Below are 23,696 nucleotides of genomic sequence, written 5' to 3'. Positions count from 1 at the left end.
TTATGAATTTTCAAATTTTTGTTGTGATTTTACGTTACTTAAATATAGTTGTCATTGAGAAGAACAACATTAAATTGCTTTAAAATGATAAAATAGAATCAATCTCAAATTTTTAACGGTGTCAAAATGCCTATTTCAATCTTTTCGAGTGATTGAAATATGAGTTATTGATGTTACACAAATATACGAGAATTGAAATTATACACAACTCATTTATAGTAAGTAAAATAGGGGGCTTAATTATGAAAAGAATATTACTGATCGCAAGCGCGTTTATCGGTGTCATTGTAGGAGCCGGATTTGCATCAGGGCAAGAAGTACTCCAATACTTCACGAGCTTTGGCATTATGGGGACATTTGGCGCTATCATTACTACAGCATTATTTGCTTATGTGGGTATGATGCTTGTTTGGTTAGGAAGTAAATCTAAGACAGATTCTCATAAAGAAGTTATACATAATATCACAGGGAAATCTATATTCGGTAAAATTTTAGGATGGATTATTGATTTAGTCATTATCTTTACGCTCTTTGGTGTAGGTGTCGTTATGATTGCAGGAGCTGGATCAAACCTTAATCAACAATTTGGAGTACCTTCAATTGTAGGTACTATCCTTATGACAATACTTATTTTACTTGCGGGTATGATGAAAGTAGAAGGCGTTGTTAAAGTTATTGGGAATATTACTCCATTTTTAATTATATTCATTATAATAATTTCAGTTTATAGTTTTATGACAACAGATACATCATTTTCACAACTTAATACAATGTCGGATGCGAAACCATCAACTTTACCCAATTGGTTTGTAGCAGGTGTAAACTATGCATCATTTAATACAGCAGTTGGTGCTTCTATGGCAATCGTTATGGGTGGGTCTGAGAAAAATACAAAAGTTGCGGCATTAGGTGGTTTATTCGGTGGACTCGCATTAGGTGTGATGATTGTACTAAGTCATTTAGCTATCTTTACACAAATCGATATTGTTGGCGAAATGGAGATGCCAATGTTAGGTATCGTAAATCATATTTCACCTATACTCGGCGTCGTTATGGCTTTTGTCATTTTCGGTATGATTTTCAATACTGGTTTAGGTATGTTCTATGCATTTGCAACTCGTTTTACGGTAGTAGATACGAAACGATTTAAACTTTTCTATACAGTTACAGTTATCGTTGGTTTATGCTTGAGTTTCGTAGGTTTTACAGATTTAGTAGCAATTTTTTATCCATTAATTGGTTATTTAGGACTTGTACTAATATTTGTATTATTCTATGCACCATTTAAACTCAAATTTGGTAAGAAAAATTCACATAAATAAGCACGAGAGTATAACGTAAAAAGTCGTTTATCTTGTTTGAATTAATATTTTTAATGAATTTTTTTAATAATAAAAAATGAACTAGTTATAGAGTTATTTGATAAGTTCAAAGAAATTTAATATAAATTTCACACCTCACTCCTTATTTTTAGATATAATAAAAATATAAGGAATGGGGTGTTTTTTTATGAATGAGGAAACGCTAGAGATTTTACAGATGCATGCACTACAATTATTGGGAATTCGGCTAGAAGGATATGATATGAGTGATATGAATGGGGTGATTAATCATATCAAGACGCCGTTTACAAATACTGCGCGCAAGCAGTTCAAAAATGAATTGAAACATTTTATTGTGCAAATGCACAGCAATAAAATTTATCATTATACGAATCGTTTTGGTGTGAACTTTTTAATCTTCAAATTTAAAAAGTACAAACAAATTTATATTGTTGGTCCATATATGGAGAAGCGGCCTAATGAACGTCGTTGTAATGAGTTGCTCCAGGGTTTGGATATTAAAATATCTAAACTATCTATATTGAAACAATATTTGCTGACTATACCATTATGTCATCAAGTTAAAGCACAAAAAATGTGTCGTTTAGCAGTTCGATTCTTGAAAAAAAGAAATATAAATTATGAAACTGTAAAAATTGATTTTAGTTTTCATTCAAATACAGAAGATTTAGCAGAATCTAAAGCGCAAATGGATTATACGTTAAAAGAAATAGAGTATCGTTATAATTTAGAGAATCAGCTACTTACTGCAGTTGAAAATGGCAATGCTAATGAGGCTTTATCAATTCTTAATGCAATGAATTTATCAGTGGCAGGCTTACGACGTGTAAGGGATGATATTTCAAATGAACAATATAAGGCATATTTGATTAATACGTTATGCCGTAAAGCTGGTGAAAAAGCAGGTGTAAGTTTGATTCATATTGACGAAATATCTGCAAAGTATGCGGCATTAATAGATCAAACGATGGACATAGAAACTTTAGATGAAATTACCCATTCAATTGTTAAAGCATATACAGATAGCGCGATGAAGGTAAAAGCGAATGCCTATAGTCCAAAAGTAAGTAAGGTAATTCAATATATTGAAAGAAACTTAGATAGTGCATTGTCATTAGATGAACTCGCTTCATATGTTGGTTTGGCTCCGAGTTATTTGTCCAAAATATTTAATAAGGAAATTCATAAATCTATCTCACAATACATCATTGAATCTAGAGTTAAAAAGGGACGTGATCTTATTGCAAGAACTAAAATGACGGTCGCTGAAGTTGCTAATTATGTAGGTTTCAAAGAACAAAGTTATTTTACTCAGTGTTTTAAAAAACAATACGGAACAACACCATTAAATTATCGAACAAAACATAAAGAGTTTTATTAGAATAATGAAGTATAGAAAATTAAAAAAGGCTTTAAATCTTTCATTTTTAGTGAATATATTATTAAAAATATCAATAAAATAATAATTATGATGTAAAATCATTGTTTAACGTACAAGTTTACAACATATATTTAAAAAATGAATTGTAGGCAAACCAAAAAGAACAGCTGAATTTGTATGTCAAAAAGAAGCTGTAGTTACAGTGTTTGTGAATCACCTACACTTACGATGTATTAGTTAAGTGAAATTCATTTTATAACAACGTTGTTATTTTAATGTTGACTGTTTTGTATTTAAAAATATAATAAAGTTAAGATTCCTATAAATAAGGGTGAGCGATATGTCACTATCGACTTCAAAAACAGTTTGATTTATGGGGATAAAAATTTTTAACGATATAAGAAAACGCTTACATCACTGCATATCTTATTATCGATTGATTGTAACAATCACTAATACATACTAAGAAACGATTAAACAGCAAAGTGTAGTCAGAAACGTTTCTATAGTGGAAAGAGGTTATCAGCATGGTTACAGCAAAATTAAAACCAGCAAATAGTAAGTTAAAGAGTTTTAAAGAAATTCAATCACCAAGATTAAAATTCAAAGAAAAACTTGCATATGGATTTGGAGATTTAGGTAATGGCTTAATGTTTGATATGGGACAAATTTACTTATTGTTATTCTATACAGATATTTTGGGCATACCGTCAGTAGTTGGGGGAGCTGTGTTTCTTGTTGCGAAGTTCTTTGATGCTTTTGTAGATACTGGAGTGGGGACTTTAGTAGATAATCAAAGGAACTTTGCTAAACGTGGCAAGTTTAAGCCTTTTATTTTGTATGGTACGATACCGCTCGCCTTACTTACAGTTTTAACCTTTATGTCGCCAGATATTAGCCAAACTGGGAAAATAATATGGGCATTTGGAACTTACTTGTTATTTAACGCAAGATATTCATTTGTGAACATTCCATATGGTTCATTATCAGCATCTATGACAATAAATGCAGATGATCGTACGCAACTATCAGTATTTCGTAACTTAGGTTCACAGGGGCTATGTTTATTTCTGGGATTGTAGTTATCCCATTAGTTAGTCTATTCCCTAATCATGCATTAGGTTATCCAGTTGTAGTGGGTATACTTGCTGTCGTCGGTGTGACATTCCATCTATTGTGTTACAAAGGCGTTAAAGAACGCCATACAGTAGAAAGACCGAAAGAAAAAGGTATTGGTCGTAAAGCGTTTTTAAATTTATTTAAAAATAGACCATTTATCATTTTAGCATTATATACTTTATTAACGATTACAGCATTATTCTTACAACAGTCCTCGCAACTATATTACTTCCAATATGTGCTGGGTGAAGCTAATTTAGTGGGCGTTGTGAGTACATTAAACGTTATTATATTAGTACCCGCATTGTTCTTAACTACATTTTTAAGTAAAAGACTAGGTAAGAAAATGACAGCAGTTATCGGTGTATCTGGTTTCGTTGTATTCCAATTTATTAACTTCATGTTCTTCTCCGATAATGTGTTATTATTCTTAATTGTTAATACGATTGCACAATTATTCTTAGTTATTCCTAATACTGTGACTTGGGCATTTATTGCAGACGTTGTAGAATATGGCCAATGGCAATCAGGTATTAGATCAGAAGGTATTATTTATTCAAGTTACAGTTTCACTAGAAAAATATCACAAGGTTTAGCTGGTTTCCTACTAGGTTTAGCTTTAACGCTCATTGGTTATGTACCACAAGCGGCTCAATCAGCTGAAACAATAGCAGGATTAAAAGTATTGTTCTTTATTGTACCGCTTCACTTTGTTTAATCGCAGTGATATTGTTCTTCTTTGCGTATCCATTAACTGACCATAGACATAAACAAATTGTTAAAGAATTAGCACTTAGAGAAGAATTATAATACATTTCTAATATAATTGAACTGTTATGGAAGGAGTTAAATCATGTTATATCCAGTGATAAACGAACATAGAAGTATCATTGATTTAAATGGTATCTGGGACTTTAAGTTAGAAGGTGTAGATGATCAAATTGATGTGACACGACCATTAAATACGGAATTAGTTATGGCAGTGCCAGGATCATATAATGACCAAGGTGTTACTTCAGATATTCGTAATCATGTAGGCAATGTTTGGTATGAAAGAACATTTACAATACCTAACGTGTTGAGCAACGAACGTATTGTATTAAGATTTGGTTCCGCAACACATAAAGCAACTGTATATATAGATGGTAAAGAAGTAACATCACATCAAGGTGGTTTTTTACCATTTGAAGTTGACATCGATTCGAAATTTGGTTCTGGTCAGCATCGTTTAACAGTTTGCGTGAATAATATTTTAAATGAAACCACTTTGCCAGTTGGTGAATACAGTGAAACGATTGGTAAAGATGGTAAAATAATTAAGAAAAATTCACCAAACTTTGACTTCTTTAATTACGCAGGATTGCATAGACCTGTAAAAATATATACGACGCCTAAAGTATTTATACAAGATATTGAAATTGTACCAGAAGTATTAACAGATCGAGCTAATATAAAATATAAAGTCACAACGAATGAAGCAGTGCCTACAATAGCAGTTAAGTTGCGAGACGAAGAAGATAATATTGTTGCTGAAACATCAGGTGCAGAAGGAATGATAGAAGTAGAGCATCCTCATCTATGGCAACCTTTAAATGCCTATTTATATCATCTAGAAGTGACATTGTTAGATAATGACCAAGTCATTGATATGTATTCGGAGCGTTTCGGTATTCGTTCTGTAGAAGTAACAGATGGACAATTTTTAATTAATGGAAAGCCATTTTACTTTAAAGGCTTTGGTAAACATGAAGATGCTTATTATGGTGGACGTGGTATGAATGAAGTTACAAATGTATTAGATTTCAATTTGATGAAATGGATTGGTGCCAATTCATTTAGAACGTCACATTATCCATATTCAGAAGAAATGATGCGCTTAGCAGATGAACAAGGAATCGTCATCATTGATGAGACGACCGCAGTAGGTGTGCACTTAAACTTTAGTGCTATTTTATCTGGTAGTACAACGCGAGATACATTTAAGGAAATTGGTACAAAAGCAAGCACATGAAGCGGTAATTAAAGGTTTGATTGAACGTGATAAGAACCATGCATGTGTAGTAATGTGGTCTGTTGCTAATGAACCGGCTTCTACTGAAGAAGGTGCTAAAGCATACTTTGAGCCTTTAGTGAACTTAGCTAGAGCATGTGATCCACAACAACGACCGGTAACGATTGTGACAATTCTCACGTCACAACCAGATACATGTGAAGTACAAGATTTAGTTGATGTGCTGTGCTTAAATCGATATTACGGTTGGTATACACAGTCTGGCGATTTAGAAGCGACTAAAGAAGCATTAAAAGCAGAGTTAGATGGTTGGACAGAGAGACAACCAGGTAAGCCAATTATGTTCACAGAATACGGCGCAGATACAATAGCGGGGATGCACGCAATTAATGATGAGCTATTTACGGAAGAATATCAAATACGTTATTATGAAGCCAATCATGAAGTTATAGATCACTATCCGCAGTTTATAGGTGAACAAACATGGAACTTTGCTGACTTTGAAACATCTAGTGGAATTATTAGAGTGCAAGGAAATAAAAAAGGTATCTTCACACGTGAGAGAAGACCGAAAGCAGTCGCACATTATTTCAAAAAACGTTGGGACAATATTCCTGACTTTGGATATAAAAATTAACACATAGGATTCATAATGAAGTTTAAACATAGAACCCTCTACGATGGACGATGCATCCGTAGGGGGTTCGTTTTGCTAACGACTTTACGTAATAAGTGATTATTATGAACGAATTCTGATATAAAAATCACTTCATTTGATATATATTAACTATTAGTTTAGTTAATATTACACCACCATTGCTTAATTTATGTATTATTTTTGTTTGAAAAGTGGCAGTGATTTGGTCCGACTCCTGACTAGTTAATAAAGTACTAGCCGAAGCGTACAAGGCTGAGGCTCTGTACTCATAGAAAGTGTGCACAAAAAATGCCAACAAAATCGTGAGACTTTGTCGACAAATATAAAAGGGATTTTCCATAATTGGAAAATCCCTTTTAGTCGTTGATAAGTATTTATGTTCTTAAAAATATTTCAACAATCTAATTTATAAAACTTACTTATTATTATAATTTTGCTTGCCATTTATCTGTCCAAACTAAGTCGTTATGCGTACCTTTGAATTCACTTTCACCCATGATTTTGTCTACTGTTTGTTTGATTGTTTCTGGGTTCGAATGATATGCGTTAATATAAGCTTTGACCATTGTTGCATCGTGTAAATGTGTTGTGAAGTTTAAAGAGACAAATACTGTTGGGACTTCATGTACATACCAAGGAATTTCATTACTCATGGCAGTCCCCCATTTAATGCGGTAATTATTTTCAGCAACGTAACCAATAATGTTTGCAAAGACAAGTGTCAGCATCCACTTTTTCACGATAGTCTAGCGTTTTGCCTTTAACTCGTGTAGATCCATCGTTCAATGTCACATGGAAACCGCGTGATTCTAATTCTTGAATGATATCTTCTTCTACATTGTTTGCAGATTTATAGATACCATCTTTTTCACCTTCGATAATATATAACTGAATATTCTTATGCGTTTCAGGTCGAATCGGTAATTGATCTAAAGTGTTTTTAACTAAAGTGATACCTAAGTCAGCAGCTTCAGCACGCATTGCTAAATGTTCATCACAACCAATAATAGCTAAATCTTCTTGTGAGCGGATCAGCGTACCCTCTGCTTGTTGTTTATGCAAATTCATTTGAGCTTTAAGTCCTAAAATGCGACGAACTGCATCATTTAAACGCTCCTCAGTGATAATACCTTTATTATAACCGTTTAACATAAATTGATAATCTTCTTCTAAATCATTGAAGAATAAGAACATATCACAGCCGGCAGCAATAGCCTGTGGTACATAGTCTTCACGACGCATTGCGGCGGTCATACCTAACATATGACTAGCATCAGTAACAACTAATCCATTAAAGTTTAAGTCTTCTTTTAATAAGCCTGTAATTAATTCGGGTGAGAGTGTAGCAGGTAAGATATCTTTGTCTTCAAGCGCTGGATTTAATTTTTTAGAATAAGCGGGTTGTGCAATATGACCTGCCATAATCATTTGAACGCCACGATCGATATGATGTTGATAAACTTTACCGAAACTATCGTCCCATTCTTGTGTTGATAATTCATTCACGCCAAGTACAAGATGTTGGTCACGTTCCTCAGTACCATCTCCTGGGAAGTGTTTGATACAAGTAATCATATCGCGTTCAGAATTAAAACCATCTATAAAAGCGCTAGAATATTTTATAACTGTTTCTGCATCTGTACCATATGCACGTGTGTTCACTATTGTATTTCGCCAATTTTGCAAAATATCTACACATGGATCGAAATTAATATGTACGCCTAAAGCTGAAGATTCACGTGCTGATACGAGGCCAAGCATTATAAGCGACTTTTGTGTCTTGTGCTCGCTTCACATTGTGCGACACTTGCGATGTAGGTGCCATCTTTACAAGCCCCGTTACCACCTGAATCACAGTTTGCGGCTACTAAGACTGGAACTTTTGCGTGTTTTTGTAAATCATTGAGTAAATTTTGAACATCTTCTTTATTCCCGCCTTCATAACGTGCGCCACCAATGTGGAAACGTTCTAAGACTTCTTTATTTGTTAAGTCAGCATCATGAAACTTCTTACCGCCTTCTAAAGAAAATAAATTAAAAAAGAGTTGTCCAATTTTTTCTTCGTCTGATAAATTTCCTAGTGTACGTTCTACCCATGAAATTTGTTCGTCATCTAAATTATAAGGTGTTGCTTTTAAATTTACTTTTGCCATAAACTTAGTTCTCTCCTTCGAAATTATTATAAAATATTGTAGTTAGGGATGATTGAATGTCTTGATTGAATCGACCTTCTTTAAATAATTTTAAATATTTATTATCAAAATCTAACCATGATTGATTTTCATGTCCTGCTAAAATAGGATAGAAATAAAGATCATGCGATTGAGCAAGATCCATGTCACCTTTAGCATCACCTAACATGATGATGTCTTCGGTATTGTAAAATTGTTTCAATTGTTCTAAACAGTATTCTTTAGTACCGAGCTTCTTGAGCAAACATGCCACTTAAATAGGGTGTAAGGTGGTATGTTTCCCATTCATAAGCAACTGCGGATAAATTTGCGGAAGATACGATTGCAATATCTGCAAACGTTGAGGCATTTTTCAACGTACGTTGTACATGGTCGAAAGGACCAATACTAGGTAAGTTTTTGATGTGATCATTTACACTGTGTGACCATGACAGTGCTTTTTGTAAACCTAACTTTTCAGGAGAGGCTTGGATTGCTTGTTCTAGAGCCGGATTAGAAAAAGATGCTGTTGTTTGAACCCAATGCTTTATATCTTCATAACCTTCAATGTTTAATCCTTGTGCTACAAGTTCGCTCAACATTTTTTCAAGGCCTTTAAAACGATTGATACCTCTTGTAATTTCGTATAAATTAAAAGCATTCCAACGCTCTAACACGTCTTCTTTGATATCACCAAGTTGCCATTCATCTACAAGCGCAGGGCCAAAAGCACGTTCGTGTTTAATTGTCATTGAATCGATGGCACAACCATCTGAATCAACACAAATCAATTTCTTAAACTTAGGTTGATATTGTGATAAAGTTTCGATCATATTAAATGCTCCTTTCAAAAATAATATTTATTTATAACTATCTAAACATTACGAATAAATAGTTAAAGCATTGTTAGTCTAAGCGTAGCGAATAATTATAAAGCGCTTACATTACACTATTAAAATTATCACGCTCAAAGCAAAAATACCACATTATTTCACGAAATAATGTGATAAGATTCACAAATTATTCAGTTTGAAGTGAAATTTTAATAAAAAGGTTATTTTTTTAATAAAAAAGCTGTTTGTGAAAGATCGTAATAAGGAACTTATAACTTATGTATGTCTATAAAAATAATGATATAAGGATACTTTCAACGATATGAAAATGGAAGAATCGCTTCAATTAATTTGAGAAGTCAATTAATAAACGATTTTAATAAATACAAAAAGATTAAAAGTGATGAATTTGTGAAAAAAATCACAAAATACTTTCAAATTAAGTCACTATCTATTATGATGAAAGTGTAGAAGATAGATAAAGCTTAGCGAAAGCAAAAATACGGAGTGATTATAATGAGAAAAGTAATTGAGGAAGTAATTTTTTCAAATGAAAGCAGTTATGATATTTACACGCATACCGGTGTAAACCAAGGTATTATCAATGATATTAAAGATGGATACAGAAGTATTGATTATATCGCTTACATTGATGCAGAGAAATTATACAACTATGGACTTGCAAAAAAAGTAGCTAGTTAATGATTTATACACTGTGTGCATCGAGTGATTTTGGAGCTGAGTATATCTCTCGTTATGACTGTGCAATAATGAAAGTTATCACTCAACTTCTAGCATGATTTTCTCCCCATTATCAACTTTCATGATTTACCGTTCGTCCGTTAAAAGCTTAAAAAGCCTACACTTACTGTTCATCCAATAGTGTAGGCTTTTGTATTGTATATAAAGTGCAAACAAAAACGTTATCTTAGTATGATGGAATCAAATATAGGCTTTAAAATTATGTTTAATTTCATTGTAATCATAAACTAAATTATACAAGCGCATACGAATATGATCCTCGGTAGTGTAAGGTATGCGTAAATGGTCGTTTTGTTCTATAAATTTATGAAATTCACGTTCTAATTGTTTACGTCGCGGGATCTTCATATTAATCCATTCTTCTTTATCAAATAATGATTCAAATCGAAAATCAAAGCTTGTTTTACCAATTGTTTCACGTAACTTAGCTAAGCGTTCTTCAAAATTCATGAGCCATCCTCCTTTAAGCTTCGAACAGGTTACTACTTATAATTATTATACACACTTACTTTATAACGAAATAAGTAATCTGACAAGATAACCAAAATTCAATTATTTATTTATCCTTACAACTGCATGATACAATGTGGAAATATAAAGAATCAATTACATATATTAAAAAGAGAGGAAGTTATAAATGGTTGAATTGAAAAATAAAGTTGCAATTGTTACAGGTGCAAGTAGTGGAATTGGTGCAAGCATTGCGCAAGTACTTTCAAGTCATGGAGTGAAAGTGGTGTTGTCAGGACGTAATGAATCACGTTTAAACGATACTGCCCAACGTATTCAAACAGCAGGCAATGCAGACGTTGAGACATTAGTAGTGGATATTACAGACAAAAAAGATGTTGAGCGTTTAGTCCAAACTGCAAAAGACAAATTTGGCCGTATAGATATATTAATAAATAGTGCTGGCCAAATGCTGTCTTCAGCAATTACAGACGGTGATGTAGAAGCGTGGGATGCAATGATTGATGTGAATGTTAAAGGAACACTTTATGGCATAAATGCAGTGTTACCAACGTTTTTAGGTCAATCAAGTGGTCATATTATAAATATAACTTCTATCTCTGGATTTGAAGTAACGAAAAAAAGTACATTATATAGTGCGTCAAAAGCAGCTGTACATGCGATAACACAAGGTTTAGAAAAAGAATTGGCTAAGACAGGCGTTAGGGCGACAAGTATTTCACCGGGAATGGTTGATACGCCTTTAAGTGGAGAAACGGATTGGGGAGAACGTAAGAAATTAGACCCTGAAGATATTGCAGAAGCAGCTATATATGCATTACAACAACCGAGCCATGTCAATGTGAACGAAGTAACTGTACGACCAGTATAGAATAATATAATGCAGACCCCTAACTTCAGGTAGCGCTAGGGGTCTATGATGATACTTGTAGCGATAGACTGAAAGGCGTGATTAAATGAACTTTAGATATTTAAGTGAAGCTGATGTATCACAGTATCGATTACTAAGACTCAATTCACTCCAGACAGACCCTAATGGCTTTGCTTCTACTTATGCTAGTGAGATTGAATTTCCGATTGAGAAATTCAAAGTGAGGTTAGAAAATACAGCTACTCATTTTACTGTAGGGGCTTTTGATGAAGCAACACTGGTTTGTATTGCGACGTTTTATAGCGAGACTTTAGAAAAAATAAAGCATAAAGGTAATTTAGTTTCAGTATATTGTCACCCACAATATAGACGTCAAGGTATAGCTGAGCAACTGATTCAACAAATCATTGATTATGTGGTTGAACAAAACACAGTAAAAACAATCAATTTATGCGTGCTTAGTGAAAATAAACGTGCAATTAATTTATATGAAAAGTTAGGATTTAAGCGTTATGGAACTGAGCCGAAAGCACTATACGATGGAACTGTTTACTATGATGAAGACTTAATGTGTTTAGAACTTTAAGCTGATTTTAAACCTTGTGATTAGTAAGGCAGACAGTAGGAGAAAATGATGGAACAGTATACAAAAACAGAATTACAACAAAGTAGGGAACAAATACGCTCGCTTTTAACAAAATGTCAAAAATCGCTGACGCAATTAGAACAAAAAGGAAATTCAAATAGTCGAACGACATTATTAAAAAATAGAATTCAAGCATTAGAAATTGCTTTGACATTGATAGATGAACAATTATAATTGCATAAATGACCTAATAAACGCCTCGCACATGAATGATTATGTGCAAGGCGTATTTTTAAGGAATCTAATAAACAACCTAATTATAACCATTCAATAATCTCAATTCGATTGCCGAATGGATCATAAATATAAAAACGATCGGCACCTTCAAGTTCGTCCCCATATATAATTTCAATTGCTTTAGATTCAAGTAATTTTCTTACGTCAGTAGCGTTATGAACGAGAAAAGCAGGGTGTGCTTTTTTAGCTGGTGAGAAGTCATTTTCAACACCAACATGTAATTGTTGATGACCGACTTGAAACCACACGCCACCTTTTAAAGCTAAGTTAGCAGGTTTTGTAATTTCTTTGAATCCAAGTGTGTCGGAATAAAATGTGCGAGCTTCTGATTCACGATTGGTCAGGCGACAACTTGTACATGATCAATTCCTAAAAAGTAATTTTCCATTTCAGTCATCTCCCTAATATAATTTTAGAATATCAAAAGATAATTAAAAGAACAGTAATTTTATTTAGCTTATTAAATATAGTATATATTTATTTCTTGTAAAAGTATAATTAAATTGCAATTGATAATCAATTTCAATTATAATAAAGGTAGTATATAATGGGAGAGGTTATTAATTTGAAAAAAATACTATGTTTAATGTTATGTTTTATAATGTTTTTAGCGGCATGTGGTAGTGGCAATGAATCTAATAAATCAGATGCAAAAGATGATAAGGGGACGAAATCTTATACTACAGAGGATGGTAGTAAAGTTAAAATACCTAAAGATCCGAAAAGAGTCCTAGTTTTAACAGCAAATTACGGGAACTTAAAAAAATTAGGTGTTAAACCTGTTGGCATTACGAATGTATATCCAAACTCTAAATATTTAGACATGGGGAAAGTTAAGAAAATTGATCCAGAAAATGTAGAAGTCTGCTGCTAAATTGAAACCAGATTTGATTATTACATATAAAGAAAATAAAAATAATAAAAAATTATCTAAAATAGCGCCAACAGTACCTATAAAAGTACAAAATATGGACTATAAAGATACTCATATTGAAATTGGTAAGTTAGTAAATAAAGAAAGCAAAGCTAAGAAACAAGCCAATGAACTATCTGAAAAGTTAGCAAAAGATGGTGAAGAAATTAAAAAAGCCATTGGGGAAGATAAAACTTTTTCAATTATGGATATTCAAGCAAAAGATATTTATCAATTTGGACCTAGGTTTGGACGAGGCAGTGAAGCAATTTACGAAGGATTTAAACTAAAAGAAGATCCTGAAGCTAAAGAAGCGATGCCAAAAGAAAAATTCATGAAAGTACCTAAAGAAAAATTCAATGACTATTCAGGTGATTATTTACTTTCACCAACAAAAGATGGTGGGAAACTGAACAATGAATTTGTTAAGTCGAACATATGGCATAATAACGAAGCTGTACAAAATGACAATGTGATTTATTATTCAATGGATGAAGCCATTTATGCTGATTTGATTTCAGTAGAAAAACAAGCAGAATTTTTCAAAAAAGAACTTTTGAAAAATAAATAAAATATAAAGTGAAAGAGAGCGGAAATATGAAATCAAATTTTGATTTCTGTACCGCTCTCTCTTTTTTATGATTTAAAATCGAATGGTAGCAATCAACTTGCGACGTTATCAAAATTAAAAAGGATTCACGTCGAAGTAAAGTAAGTGTTGTTTTTACCAATTGTCTATATCATTACGTTCGCCTTTGAAGTTATTTGAGGTCTGATGACGTTGTGCTAACACAGCTTCGACGTCTTCAAATTTAATATTTAAAGCATGTAATAATACGAATAGATGATACATTAAATCTGCAGTTTCATTTGTCACTTCATGACGATCAGACTTCATCGCGCCAATAACAACTTCAAACGATTCCTCGCCAAATTTTTTGGTAATTTTTTCAAGACCTTCATTTAACAAATATTGTGTATATGAGTTCTCTTTATTGGATTGTGCACTTGAAGTTACAGTTTGTTCTAATTGTTGGATATTAAAAGGAACGTCGGTATTAAAGCAACTTTGGCTCCCAGTATGGCAAGTTGGACCATTTGGCACAACATCGATGAGTAGTGTATCTTGATCGCAGTCTAAATGAATATTTTTAACTACTTGCGTGTGTCCAGAAGATTCGCCTTTGGTCCACAAACGTTCTTTAGAGCGAGAATAGAAACAAACAATGCCATCTGCTAAAGTTTTGTTATATGCTCGCTTCGTTCATATAGCCAAGCATGAGCACTTGTTTTGTATCAACATCTTGCAAAATTGCTGGTAAGAGTCCTTTACTAAAATCAGGTTGTTGTGTCATCTAATGGGAATACCTCCTTGTGCCATCGTTTGTTTTATTTCATCTACAGTGGTTTCTTTATCGTGTAATATACTTGCCGCAAGACCTGCAGAGACATCTGTTTGTTTAAATAAATCAACAAAGTGATCTGGTTTTCCGCCACCACCTGAAGCAATGACAGGAATATTTACAAGTTGTTCAATGTCATGTAAATGTTTCACATCAAAGCCTTGTTTCATACCATCGTGTCTCATGCTTGTGATGAGTAGTTCACCTGCGCCTAATGCTTCTACTTCTTGGACCCAATCATATACACGCTTATCAGTACGTTGTTTACCACCGTGAGTATAACAATAATAGTCGTTCAGTTCGTCATCATAATTGCTATCAATAGCGATACAAATGCACTGACTTCCAAATTTTTCACTCGCTTGTTTAATGAACTCTGGATTGTTAAGTGCGCTTGAATTCAGTGAAACTTTGTCTGCACCATGATTAAGTAATTGTGAGATATCATCTAAAGTAGCGATCCCGCCGCCAACCGTAAGTGGAATAAATAATTTTTCGGCAGTTTCCTCAATGACATCAAGTACAAGATCATGACCTGCTTCTGTTCGAGAAATATCTAAAAAGACAAGCTCATCTGCACCTTGGTCATTGTAATAAAGTGCATAGTCTACCGGATTACCAATATCTCGTAACCCTTTAAATTGAATCCCTTTAACTACGCGACCATCTTTTACATCTAAACAGGGGATAATTCTCTTTTTAATCATGATAATCCCTCCCAAAAATCAGCATTGTGCGCTGCTTTACCGACGATTGCGAGCATAGACGCCTAGTGATTCTAACTGTGTTAAGTCTTGTTGGTTTCGTATACCACCTGAAGCGACAATTTGTTTGTCAGATGCTTCGACTAATTGTCCTGTTATTTCAAAGTTAGGTCCTTCAAGTCGGCCATCTTTAGAAATGTCTGTATAAATAATGCCACCAAGTGGAAAGTGTTCGATTTTGTTAACTAAATCAAATAGGTCTAGTTGAGCGTCTTGTTCCCAACCATTGATTTTTACATCACGACGATAAGCATCAACAGAAATGTATATACGATTTGGATACTGATTTGCCATTTGTTCTAACCATGCTAAATCTTGAATCCCTTTCGTACCAACAATACAATAATCAATACCGTCATTGAAATATGCTTCTATTGTGTCGATGCTTCTAATACCACCACCAACTTCCATTGGTTTGTCAGTAAGTTGTCTTAACTCTTTTATATAATTTCTTTCAATAGATGATTGCTGTTTTGCGCCGATTAAATCGACAATGTGAATACGATCAACACACTTAAACTGGTTATAAAATTTGATGCTTTCTTCAGCGCTACGTGGCATTTTTTCTTCTGAATCATATTTACCTTCAGTTAGTCGCACACTTGTAGCATTGATTAAATCAATTGCCGGCCAGAGTTTAATCATAATAAGAAACCGCCTTTCAATGCTTGGTTGAGTATTGCTAATCCATCGGCTCCACTTTTTTCTGGATGAAATTGAATGCCGATATAGTGTTTATATTGAACAATTGCCGGAATGGGATCACCGTATTCAGCGAAAGCTACAACATGTTCAGACATTTCAGCTTGATATGAATGTACGAAGTATACATCTTGTGCCAATTGAGGGTGGTTGCTGATTAAATTATTCCAGCCTAAATGTGGTACAGGATAGGGTGTTTGAATCGGAACAATATTTCCCGGGAAAAGTTTTAAACCTTCGACATTTCCTTCTGCACTCCAATCGTATAAGAGTTGCATGCCAAGACAGATGCCTATAATCGGTTTATCTGTAATTGACTGTAACACTGTTGCTAAACCACGTGTTTGAATCGCTTGCATGGCATCTTTAAAATGACCAACACCAGGTAATATGATCATATCTGAAGCTTCAATTTCATTTTGCTCATCTGTCAGTATCGTTTCATAGCCCAAATGTTCCACCGCACGTTGTACATTTTTAATATTTCCTAGACCGTAGTCTATGATAGCAATCATTCAATCACACCCTTAGAAGAGGGTATGCCTTCTGAATCATTACTTGCTAAAGCTTCTTTTAGTGCACGGGCGAATGATTTGAATATGCCTTCGATTTCGTGGTGTGTATTACCGCCACGTAATAAATCAATATGTGTTGTTAATCGTGCGTTAATCACTAATGCACGAAAGAATTCATCTACAAGTTCCGTATCAAAAGTACCTACTTTTTCTTTACTTAATTGTGCATTAAATGATAAATATGGACGACCACTGATATCTACAACTGAGCGCGCAAGTGTTTCATCCATAGGAATATAGCTTACACCATAGCGTTGAAAGCTTTTGCGTTCTTTAACTAATTCTAATAATAATTGACCAAGCACAATACCAATATCTTCGGTTACATGGTGATCATCGACTTCCGTATCACCGTTTGCTTCTATTATAATTGATAATTTGCTGTGGAAAGTAAAGAGGGTGAGCATATGATCTAGAAACCCCACACCAGTATCAATCTTACTTGAACGCTGATCGTCTGCGAGAGAAATACTTAGTTGGGTTTCGGCGGTGTTACGTGTTTTTTGATAAATCATATTGAGACCTCCAATTTTTAATGATTGCGATTAATTCATCTAATTGTTCATCTGTAGCTATAGAATAACGAACATAATCAGCCATTTCGTTTTCGTCATAGACTCTAGGTAGGAAACCGTGCGCTTTAATAAATGCGCCTAAACTTTGTGCTTGCAGTTCCCTTTGTTAAAACAAAGTTAGTCGAGGAAGGAAATACGACCATGATATCTGATACTAAATCATCAAACATATTGCGTAATTTCATAGCAAGTTGTCTTTGATGATTTATAAAATTGTTAAGCATTTCTGTATGTTCAAACATATATAAAGCAATATGCAAAGTAATTGTATTTAATGGATAAGGGTGCTCAATCCTTTTAATTTCTTGAATTGTTTCGGGCGTACTAATCAGCATGCCTAATCTTAATCCAGCGATGCCAAAGGCTTTTGAAAGTGTACGCATTTGTAAAATGTGCGGCTGCATCTCTATTTGATAAGTATTACCAAAATCTAAATAGGCCTCATCTATGATGAAATAGCCGCCTAATGTTTCCATCTTATCCCCAATTGCTTTTAAGAACGTCTGGGTATATTGCTTACCTGACGGATTGTGTGGATTACTCATGATAAAGAACGCGGGCTGAACTTCATCTATACGTTGCAAAATATGCTCTAAATCGAATGATAAATCTGGCTCAGCATTCACAAATTCAATTGGACGATCGACTTGATAGGCATAGGCTTGATACATGAAAAAATCTGGATTCAATGTGAGTACTGGACCTTCTGGCATAATCAGCATTAACTTTTGAATTAATTCATCAGAACCATTACCCGCAATAATTTGTTTAGCTGAAAGGTTATAATAATTTGCATAAGCTGTTTTAAAGCGCTCATATTCGTCATCTGGATAGAAATTAAATGGTGCTTCTTGAATAATTGTTGCCAATTGTGAATCGGATAATGGACGAAGTGGACTTTCATTTTTGTTAATTCTAATCATCATGTGGCTCCTTTGGTGATCTAATTTCTATAGATTGTTCATGGTTATAAAGTTGTTCAATATGAGCAAGCTTACGTGCAGAGCCTTCAATTTTCTCAAAAGTAGATTCAGATAGATCAATCACAGAATGACGTGTTAAAAAGTCATTGACGGATAAACCATTGGTAAATCTCGCAGTTTGATTGGTCGGTAATACATGACTTGGACCCGCTACATAATCACCTATTACTTCTGGAGAATAATGTCCTAAGAATAGTGCGCCTACATAACGCACGTGATTTAGGTAATCACGTGGTGAAGCTGTTTGAATTGATGCGTGTTCTGGCGCGATTTGATTCATTAAATCACAGGCTTCATTAAAATTATCTACTGAAATTAAAAAATGATTGTTTGCTAGGCTTGCTTGAACGATAGGTTGACGTTCAATTTGACTTAAAGTTTGTTGAATGCGTTGTTTGAGTTGTTGTAATAAGTCTTTATTTTCACTAATCACAAACGTTCTCGCAAGTTCATCATGTTCTGCTTGAGCAAATACATCGTAAGTTACAGCATCTAAATCAGCCGTTTCATCTATAATTAGGGCGATTTCGCTTGGACCAGCAATTTGATCGATACCTACTTGACCAAAGAGATATTTTTTGGCGTAGGCAACATACTGATTGCCTGGACCTACAATTTTATCTACTTTAGGTATTGTTTCTGTACCATAAGCAAGCGCCGCGATGCTTTGTGCGCCACCGACCTGGAATACCCTATCGACACCTGCAATATAGCAAGCTGCTAAAACAATATCAGGTAATCCTTGAGTTTGTGGAGGTGTGACAACAAAAATATTTTTAACACCAGCTACTTTAGCTAATGTAACAGTCATTAACACAGTAGAAGGATAGCTTGCTTTACCACCGGGCACGTATACACCGACACGTTCTAATGGATGATACAATTCATAACATTCATTAGAACCTTGTTGTTCCGTGGATTTAATAGATGTTTGATAAGCTTTGATACGTGAGTGACTTTGTTGAAGTGCGTCACGTAATGCATCGTCAATGCGACTATAAGTCGCTTCTAAAGTTTCATAAGGAATTTCAAGTTCTGATGTCTCCACATGATCAAGTTGTTGGTTATAAGCTTTTAAAGCTTGATCACCTTGAAGTTTTACATTGTCACAAATATCCTTAACTAGAGGATATAATGCTTCATTTAATGCGGATTGATTTAAATAGTTCTCTAAAAATGTAGCTTTATTTATAATCAATGAGAGACACCTCCAATGTTTGTATAAAATCATCTATCTCGGTTGATTTTTTAAAATAAGATTGCTTATTTGTAATTAATTTAGCATTAATGTTTTTAATTGTATCTTTTTCAACTAACCCATTTGATTTTAAAGTTGTACCTGTTTGAACGATATCTACAATGCCATCAACCATATCGACTAAACATGCTAACTCGATAGAACCAGATAGTTTTACTAATTCTACGTCTAATCCTTGGGCTTCAAAATATTTTCTGGCCGTTTTAGTATAAGATGTAGCTACCTTCGTAAAAGTTGTTGTATCGGGTTTCGCCGCTAATGCAAAGTGGCAAGCACCAAAAGGCAAATCAAGTAAATTATTGATTGTGTAATTACCTTCTTCTAGGATGTCACTACCTACGATACCTACATCCGCAACGCCCTGTTCGACATAAATAGGTACATCGCTTCCTTTAACTAAAACAAATTGGATTTCTCCTACAGAGATGAGTAACTGACGCTCTCTCTGTTCCAATGCGCGTACAAGTTCTTGTTCATCTACTTCATTCAAATAAGCAATGAAACTTTTTAGTAATCTTCCTTTTGCTAAAGCTACAGTAAGCATGATGTTCTCTCCTTTTTAATTAAAGTATAAACCCAAGTCCAAAGCCTTCTAACTCACCTTTGTAAAAACCACCTGTAAGTTGTTGTGCTTTATTATTTTTAAGATGACATCTCATAAAAGCACCTTTGTAATAAGAACGCGGTGGTTGTGGGGTGATATCTAAGTGAATATCAGTTATGTGTTGAGATTTAAACCACTGTTCCCATCGAAGTAATGCTTGTATTGTACGATGATCATGTGGGAATAACTGACTTAATAAATCAAGTTGTTCTGTTGTCTTAGTAGTAAGTAATTGAACTACCGGGTGCGCTATACCTAATTGAGATGTAAGTTCTGAAATATTGCGTTCCTGTATGAGTTTCAATACCTCTTTGGTTTGTTCTTTAGGAGATAGAAGTAAATCTATCAGTTGATAATGACCTAAAATCACAAAATCAATATCATCATTTAAAGTTGTTTTGATATAGTCATAAAAAGTGATGAAGTCATTTTGCATATCTGTAATGGTTGGATTGTAATGTTCGATACCTAACTGAGTATAGACTTCATTATCACGAACAATAGGGCCGGTGTACGCGACACTTTGATATTGTGGTGGATAATTACTGTAATAACGTAATAATTGATCGGTAAAATCATTGCGTAATGCAAAGATATGATGGTCATGTTGCCAGAAACTGCGCTCAGTCATTTGCTGTAAATCGTCTGTAGTCAGTGTTCGCCACGACAGTGATTCGATAAAACTGAAATCTACAAGTTTGAATCCAGCTTGTTCAAAATGTTTTAAAAACGCTAATTCAAATTCTTTGTTATTAATAAGTGTTGTTGTATTCATAATATGACCATCCTTTGTCTTTTTACTTTGTCACTCTACCGAACTAAAGTGGATTGATAAAGAATACTTTAACATAGTTATTTTTTAAATTCAATAAATATTCTGAAAATAGATATTTGATTTAAATGAGATAACTAAAAGTTTCTTATTAAAAAATGGGAGAAAATGATTAAAAAGGAGCGGGAATATGATGAAATCGAACTTTGATTTCATATTCCCGCTTCCAATTATCTAACTAAATAGTGATCAGCTATTTTAAATTAAACTCTGACCATAGATGACGTATTTCATCATTTCTTCTTTTGGTACCATGTTTCCACCTGTAGCCCACACGATGTGGTTGGCATTTTCTATATGAATCCCTTTGTTTTTAGCGTGTTTTGTAGCTTCAGCAATGCCAACAAAACCTGAAGCGGCAGATGGTTCGATAAAGATATCTTCTTTTTCACTTAACATATATAAGTAGCGATACATTTGCTTATCCTCAACTGTAAATGTGCCATATAAAAGTGTATTCATGATTTGACCGACTAAGCGGGAAGGGCGTGACACAGCAAGTCCATCGGCATCGGTACGTCCGTCTAATCCAATATCAGTCACTGAAATTTCATCGTGCAATTGCGTCATCATGCCAAGTAACATACAAGGTGCATGGGTTGGTTCGGCAAAAATACAATAAACGTGTTCACCAAAGACTTTTTTCAATCCAAAAGCAACACCACCAGGTCCGCCACCAACGCCACACGGTAAATAGACAAAAAGAGGGTGGTCAGCATCTACTTGAATATTTTGACGCTCTAATTGTGTTCTTAGGCGTAATGCGGCTACAGTATAACCTAAAAATAAATCAGCAGAACCTTCATCATCAACAAAGTGACAAGATGCATCATGTTCTGCACTTTTTCTACCCTCAGCAACAGCAAATTGGTAATCAGATTGATGTTCCACGACTTCTACACCACGCGCACGTAGTAAGTCTTTTTTCCATTGACGGGCATCACTAGACATGTGTACAGTAACACTGAAACCAAGTTTGGCACTCATTATACCTATACTTAAACCTAAGTTGCCAGTTGAGCCAACAGAAACATTATATTTACTGAACAATTCTTTATAATGTGGTTCATCTAGAATACGATAATCATCTGTCCATTTGAGACCACCATGTTCCATTGCTATCGTTTCAGCCAGCTTAAGGACTTCATAAATACCACCTCGAGCTTTGATAGAACCTGAGATAGCAAGATGGCTATCGCATTTAAGCCATAACTTCCCGTTAGCTCCATATTGTTCCGTTTGAGAAAGGTGGTTGTGCATAAAGGGTATGGGCTTTAATGGTGATTCAATTAACCCATGATCTTTCTCTGTTTCAGGAAATACTTTGCGTATATAATTACTAAATCGTTCGAGACGTAATGCTTGCGTCCTCCATATCTTCTATTGAAAATGGCAGTGTTTCAACTTGACGAAATTTGGGATTTTCCCAAAAGATAGGTTTATATTGTTGCATATCATTAATTAAAGGGAAATTTTGTTTTAATTTTTTTAATTCAAGCATAAAAATCCTCCTATAATACGAAATCTTTCATTTATTAATTATAGCAAAAATAGTGTGTTAAAATGCGAATGATACGAATGATATCATTTGATGCGTCGTTTTAAAAAATATCAAATCAATTATCAACTAGAGCGTAAATAGGAGCGATAACAATGAAAGTGTTTATATTTGGTGCGAATTGTTATTTAGGTAGTCAATTAATTAAGAAATTACAAAAGCATCATGAAGTTTATACAAATAACAATATTGCGCATTTGAATAGTGGTTTTATGGCAACAAATGTATTCCAAACTTATGAATTGCAACGTACTTTAAAACAAATGCATCATATTATATATATAACGAATAAAGCGGCGCTTCCCAATGCATATTTACAAGGGCATTCGCATAGTATGCATGTGTGGGCTATTGAAAATATATTACAGACCTTACCTTCATATAGTGACAAGAAGATTCACATATTAAACGTGGAAAAAAAGTATAATAATCATTTTAAAAATTTATTTGATTCGCAAAACGTCAAAGTAATCGATATGTCAGCATCTAAAGTTATAAACAAAATAGGTAAATGCTCGAGACCTATGCAAAATAAATATAAAAAAGTCTATTCATTTCAACATATGTTACTTACAAAAGAAATCAATGCAATACAACTTGTTGGTATGTATGAACAATATTTAAAAGAATGTAGTTTAGGATGGATTAGAATTAAGCAAACAGAGCAACGTTTTGAAATTAGCTTGAAGTTTCTTCCATATCCATTAATAAAAATGGAAAAAGCATACAGCTCACCAACCAATTTCATTTTAAAAGTAACAGGCGGTTTACTAGTAAGTACAAAAGGAGAAAAAATGGGATGCTCGAATTTAGAACGTCAAGCATCGAGTTATAGATGTGTGATTGGTTTGAACCATTATGAACCCGCATTGCCTTGGCTAGTATATTTATTATCACAAGCTCCGATACACAAGTGGGTGATGTCTAAACTTTATAATTATGTGTGGAAGCACTATTAATATATAATGGCTAGCGCTATTGTATGGCAAAAAACATAATAAATAGCGCTTGGGTGCTCACTTTTAA

At 34.0% G+C, this 23,696-nt stretch carries 21 protein-coding genes and 7 pseudogenes; 11 read left to right on the top strand and 17 right to left on the bottom strand.

Annotation, left to right across the window (positions count from 1 at the left end; translation table 11 throughout):
• The first annotated feature begins 242 nt into the window (after nucleotides 1-242).
• The 4 genes and pseudogenes from ABLV90_RS01315 (at nucleotide 243) to uidA (ending at nucleotide 6,491) form a co-directional block, all read left to right on the top strand.
• Complete coding sequence (locus ABLV90_RS01315; RefSeq protein WP_427706422.1) at nucleotides 243-1,322, top strand: YkvI family membrane protein; 1,080 nt, start codon at nucleotides 243-245, stop codon at nucleotides 1,320-1,322.
• Nucleotides 1,323-1,509: 187 nt separating this feature from the next.
• Nucleotides 1,510-2,724: a helix-turn-helix domain-containing protein gene (locus ABLV90_RS01310; RefSeq protein ID WP_427708056.1), complete on the top strand. Its 1,215-nt coding sequence runs from the start codon at nucleotides 1,510-1,512 to the stop codon at nucleotides 2,722-2,724.
• A 527-nt stretch (nucleotides 2,725-3,251) separates the two neighbouring features.
• A pseudogene (locus ABLV90_RS01305) lies at nucleotides 3,252-4,653 on the top strand (MFS transporter).
• 43 nt (nucleotides 4,654-4,696) lie between these two features.
• Nucleotides 4,697-6,491, top strand: a pseudogene (gene uidA, locus ABLV90_RS01300) (beta-glucuronidase).
• A 446-nt stretch (nucleotides 6,492-6,937) separates the two neighbouring features.
• Here uidA and ABLV90_RS01295 read toward each other — a convergent pair.
• Genes ABLV90_RS01295 through ABLV90_RS01275 form a run of 5 tightly spaced genes read right to left on the bottom strand, consistent with a single transcriptional unit; the run spans nucleotide 6,938 to nucleotide 9,516 of the window.
• Nucleotides 6,938-7,165: a hypothetical protein gene (locus tag ABLV90_RS01295; protein ID WP_460871983.1), complete on the bottom strand. Its 228-nt coding sequence runs from the start codon at nucleotides 7,163-7,165 to the stop codon at nucleotides 6,938-6,940.
• A gap of 31 nt (nucleotides 7,166-7,196) precedes the next feature.
• On the bottom strand, nucleotides 7,197-8,273 hold the full coding sequence (locus ABLV90_RS01290) for a glycoside hydrolase family 3 protein (RefSeq protein ID WP_460871982.1): 1,077 nt from the start codon (nucleotides 8,271-8,273) through the stop codon (nucleotides 7,197-7,199).
• Entirely contained in the window at nucleotides 8,273-8,665 is a 393-nt protein-coding gene (locus tag ABLV90_RS01285) for a hypothetical protein (protein WP_460871981.1), read from the bottom strand. Before ABLV90_RS01285 ends, ABLV90_RS01290 begins: the two co-directional genes overlap by 1 nt.
• 4 nt (nucleotides 8,666-8,669) lie before the next feature.
• The gene (locus tag ABLV90_RS01280) at nucleotides 8,670-8,948 is read right to left on the bottom strand and encodes a hypothetical protein (protein ID WP_460871980.1); all 279 of its coding nucleotides are present in this window, start codon (nucleotides 8,946-8,948) and stop codon (nucleotides 8,670-8,672) included.
• On the bottom strand, nucleotides 8,926-9,516 hold the full coding sequence (locus tag ABLV90_RS01275) for an HAD family hydrolase (protein WP_460871979.1): 591 nt from the start codon (nucleotides 9,514-9,516) through the stop codon (nucleotides 8,926-8,928). Before ABLV90_RS01275 ends, ABLV90_RS01280 begins: the two co-directional genes overlap by 23 nt.
• Nucleotides 9,517-10,032: 516 nt before the next feature.
• Between ABLV90_RS01275 and ABLV90_RS01270 the strand changes: the two genes are divergently transcribed.
• The gene (locus tag ABLV90_RS01270) at nucleotides 10,033-10,218 is read left to right on the top strand and encodes a hypothetical protein (protein ID WP_069817088.1); all 186 of its coding nucleotides are present in this window, start codon (nucleotides 10,033-10,035) and stop codon (nucleotides 10,216-10,218) included.
• 240 nt (nucleotides 10,219-10,458) lie between these two features.
• Here the strand turns inward: ABLV90_RS01270 and ABLV90_RS01265 are convergent, their stop codons facing one another.
• The gene (locus ABLV90_RS01265; RefSeq protein ID WP_460871978.1) at nucleotides 10,459-10,728 is read right to left on the bottom strand and encodes a DUF1413 domain-containing protein; all 270 of its coding nucleotides are present in this window, start codon (nucleotides 10,726-10,728) and stop codon (nucleotides 10,459-10,461) included.
• A gap of 187 nt (nucleotides 10,729-10,915) precedes the next feature.
• Here ABLV90_RS01265 and ABLV90_RS01260 point away from each other — a divergent pair, with 187 nt between their 5' ends.
• The 3 genes from ABLV90_RS01260 to ABLV90_RS01250 all read left to right on the top strand — a co-directional run bounded on the left by ABLV90_RS01260 (nucleotide 10,916) and on the right by ABLV90_RS01250 (nucleotide 12,440).
• Complete coding sequence (locus ABLV90_RS01260; RefSeq protein ID WP_427708048.1) at nucleotides 10,916-11,620, top strand: SDR family oxidoreductase; 705 nt, start codon at nucleotides 10,916-10,918, stop codon at nucleotides 11,618-11,620.
• An 85-nt stretch (nucleotides 11,621-11,705) separates the two neighbouring features.
• Nucleotides 11,706-12,206 (top strand): GNAT family N-acetyltransferase, encoded by a 501-nt coding sequence (locus ABLV90_RS01255; protein WP_069817074.1) that lies wholly within the window; start codon nucleotides 11,706-11,708, stop codon nucleotides 12,204-12,206.
• 48 nt (nucleotides 12,207-12,254) lie between these two features.
• Nucleotides 12,255-12,440 (top strand): hypothetical protein, encoded by a 186-nt coding sequence (locus ABLV90_RS01250; protein WP_427708046.1) that lies wholly within the window; start codon nucleotides 12,255-12,257, stop codon nucleotides 12,438-12,440.
• Nucleotides 12,441-12,523: 83 nt separating this feature from the next.
• On the opposite strand, the pseudogene ABLV90_RS01245 reads toward ABLV90_RS01250, so the two are convergent.
• Nucleotides 12,524-12,891: pseudogene (locus ABLV90_RS01245) on the bottom strand (VOC family protein).
• A gap of 198 nt (nucleotides 12,892-13,089) precedes the next feature.
• On the opposite strand from ABLV90_RS01245, the gene ABLV90_RS01240 reads away from it, so the two are divergent.
• Both ABLV90_RS01240 and ABLV90_RS01235 read left to right on the top strand, forming a co-directional pair.
• Nucleotides 13,090-13,377 carry a hypothetical protein gene (locus ABLV90_RS01240; protein ID WP_460871977.1) on the top strand — a complete coding sequence of 96 codons (288 nt, stop codon included), beginning with the start codon at nucleotides 13,090-13,092 and terminating at the stop codon, nucleotides 13,375-13,377.
• A gap of 13 nt (nucleotides 13,378-13,390) precedes the next feature.
• Nucleotides 13,391-13,987, top strand: coding sequence for an ABC transporter substrate-binding protein (locus ABLV90_RS01235; RefSeq protein ID WP_460871976.1), 597 nt, complete (start codon nucleotides 13,391-13,393; stop codon nucleotides 13,985-13,987).
• A 153-nt stretch (nucleotides 13,988-14,140) separates the two neighbouring features.
• Here the strand turns inward: ABLV90_RS01235 and hisIE are convergent.
• The 10 genes and pseudogenes from hisIE to ABLV90_RS01185 all read right to left on the bottom strand — a co-directional run bounded on the left by hisIE (nucleotide 14,141) and on the right by ABLV90_RS01185 (nucleotide 22,613).
• Nucleotides 14,141-14,771, bottom strand: a pseudogene (gene hisIE, locus ABLV90_RS01230) (bifunctional phosphoribosyl-AMP cyclohydrolase/phosphoribosyl-ATP diphosphatase HisIE).
• Complete coding sequence (hisF, locus tag ABLV90_RS01225) at nucleotides 14,768-15,526, bottom strand: imidazole glycerol phosphate synthase subunit HisF (protein ID WP_427706440.1); 759 nt, start codon at nucleotides 15,524-15,526, stop codon at nucleotides 14,768-14,770. The pseudogene hisIE and the gene hisF overlap by 4 nt, the downstream one beginning before the upstream one ends.
• Nucleotides 15,523-16,228, bottom strand: a pseudogene (hisA, locus tag ABLV90_RS01220) (1-(5-phosphoribosyl)-5-((5-phosphoribosylamino)methylideneamino)imidazole-4-carboxamide isomerase). The gene hisF and the pseudogene hisA overlap by 4 nt, the downstream one beginning before the upstream one ends.
• The gene (hisH, locus tag ABLV90_RS01215) at nucleotides 16,225-16,800 is read right to left on the bottom strand and encodes an imidazole glycerol phosphate synthase subunit HisH (protein ID WP_427706442.1); all 576 of its coding nucleotides are present in this window, start codon (nucleotides 16,798-16,800) and stop codon (nucleotides 16,225-16,227) included. The pseudogene hisA and the gene hisH overlap by 4 nt, the downstream one beginning before the upstream one ends.
• Nucleotides 16,797-17,375 carry an imidazoleglycerol-phosphate dehydratase HisB gene (gene hisB / locus ABLV90_RS01210; protein WP_069817060.1) on the bottom strand — a complete coding sequence of 193 codons (579 nt, stop codon included), beginning with the start codon at nucleotides 17,373-17,375 and terminating at the stop codon, nucleotides 16,797-16,799. Before hisB ends, hisH begins: the two co-directional genes overlap by 4 nt.
• Nucleotides 17,353-18,358, bottom strand: a pseudogene (locus ABLV90_RS01205) (pyridoxal phosphate-dependent aminotransferase). The gene hisB and the pseudogene ABLV90_RS01205 overlap by 23 nt, the downstream one beginning before the upstream one ends.
• Entirely contained in the window at nucleotides 18,351-19,613 is a 1,263-nt protein-coding gene (gene hisD, locus ABLV90_RS01200; protein ID WP_460872849.1) for a histidinol dehydrogenase, read from the bottom strand. The pseudogene ABLV90_RS01205 and the gene hisD overlap by 8 nt, the downstream one beginning before the upstream one ends.
• Complete coding sequence (gene hisG / locus ABLV90_RS01195; protein ID WP_069817054.1) at nucleotides 19,603-20,220, bottom strand: ATP phosphoribosyltransferase; 618 nt, start codon at nucleotides 20,218-20,220, stop codon at nucleotides 19,603-19,605. The genes hisD and hisG overlap by 11 nt, the downstream gene beginning before the upstream one ends.
• A gap of 19 nt (nucleotides 20,221-20,239) precedes the next feature.
• Nucleotides 20,240-21,055 (bottom strand): ATP phosphoribosyltransferase regulatory subunit, encoded by an 816-nt coding sequence (locus tag ABLV90_RS01190; protein ID WP_069817053.1) that lies wholly within the window; start codon nucleotides 21,053-21,055, stop codon nucleotides 20,240-20,242.
• 255 nt (nucleotides 21,056-21,310) lie between these two features.
• Nucleotides 21,311-22,613: pseudogene (locus ABLV90_RS01185) on the bottom strand (D-serine ammonia-lyase).
• Between the two features lie 152 nt (nucleotides 22,614-22,765).
• Between ABLV90_RS01185 and ABLV90_RS01180 the strand changes: the two are divergent.
• Nucleotides 22,766-23,629 (top strand): hypothetical protein, encoded by an 864-nt coding sequence (locus ABLV90_RS01180; protein WP_460871975.1) that lies wholly within the window; start codon nucleotides 22,766-22,768, stop codon nucleotides 23,627-23,629.
• The last annotated feature ends 67 nt before the right edge of the window (nucleotides 23,630-23,696 follow it).

It is taken from the genome of Staphylococcus sp. 2S1 (genome assembly GCF_046721335.1).
Lineage (GTDB): Bacteria > Bacillota > Bacilli > Staphylococcales > Staphylococcaceae > Staphylococcus > Staphylococcus equorum_A.
This window is presented reverse-complemented; position numbering and strand designations above follow the sequence as displayed.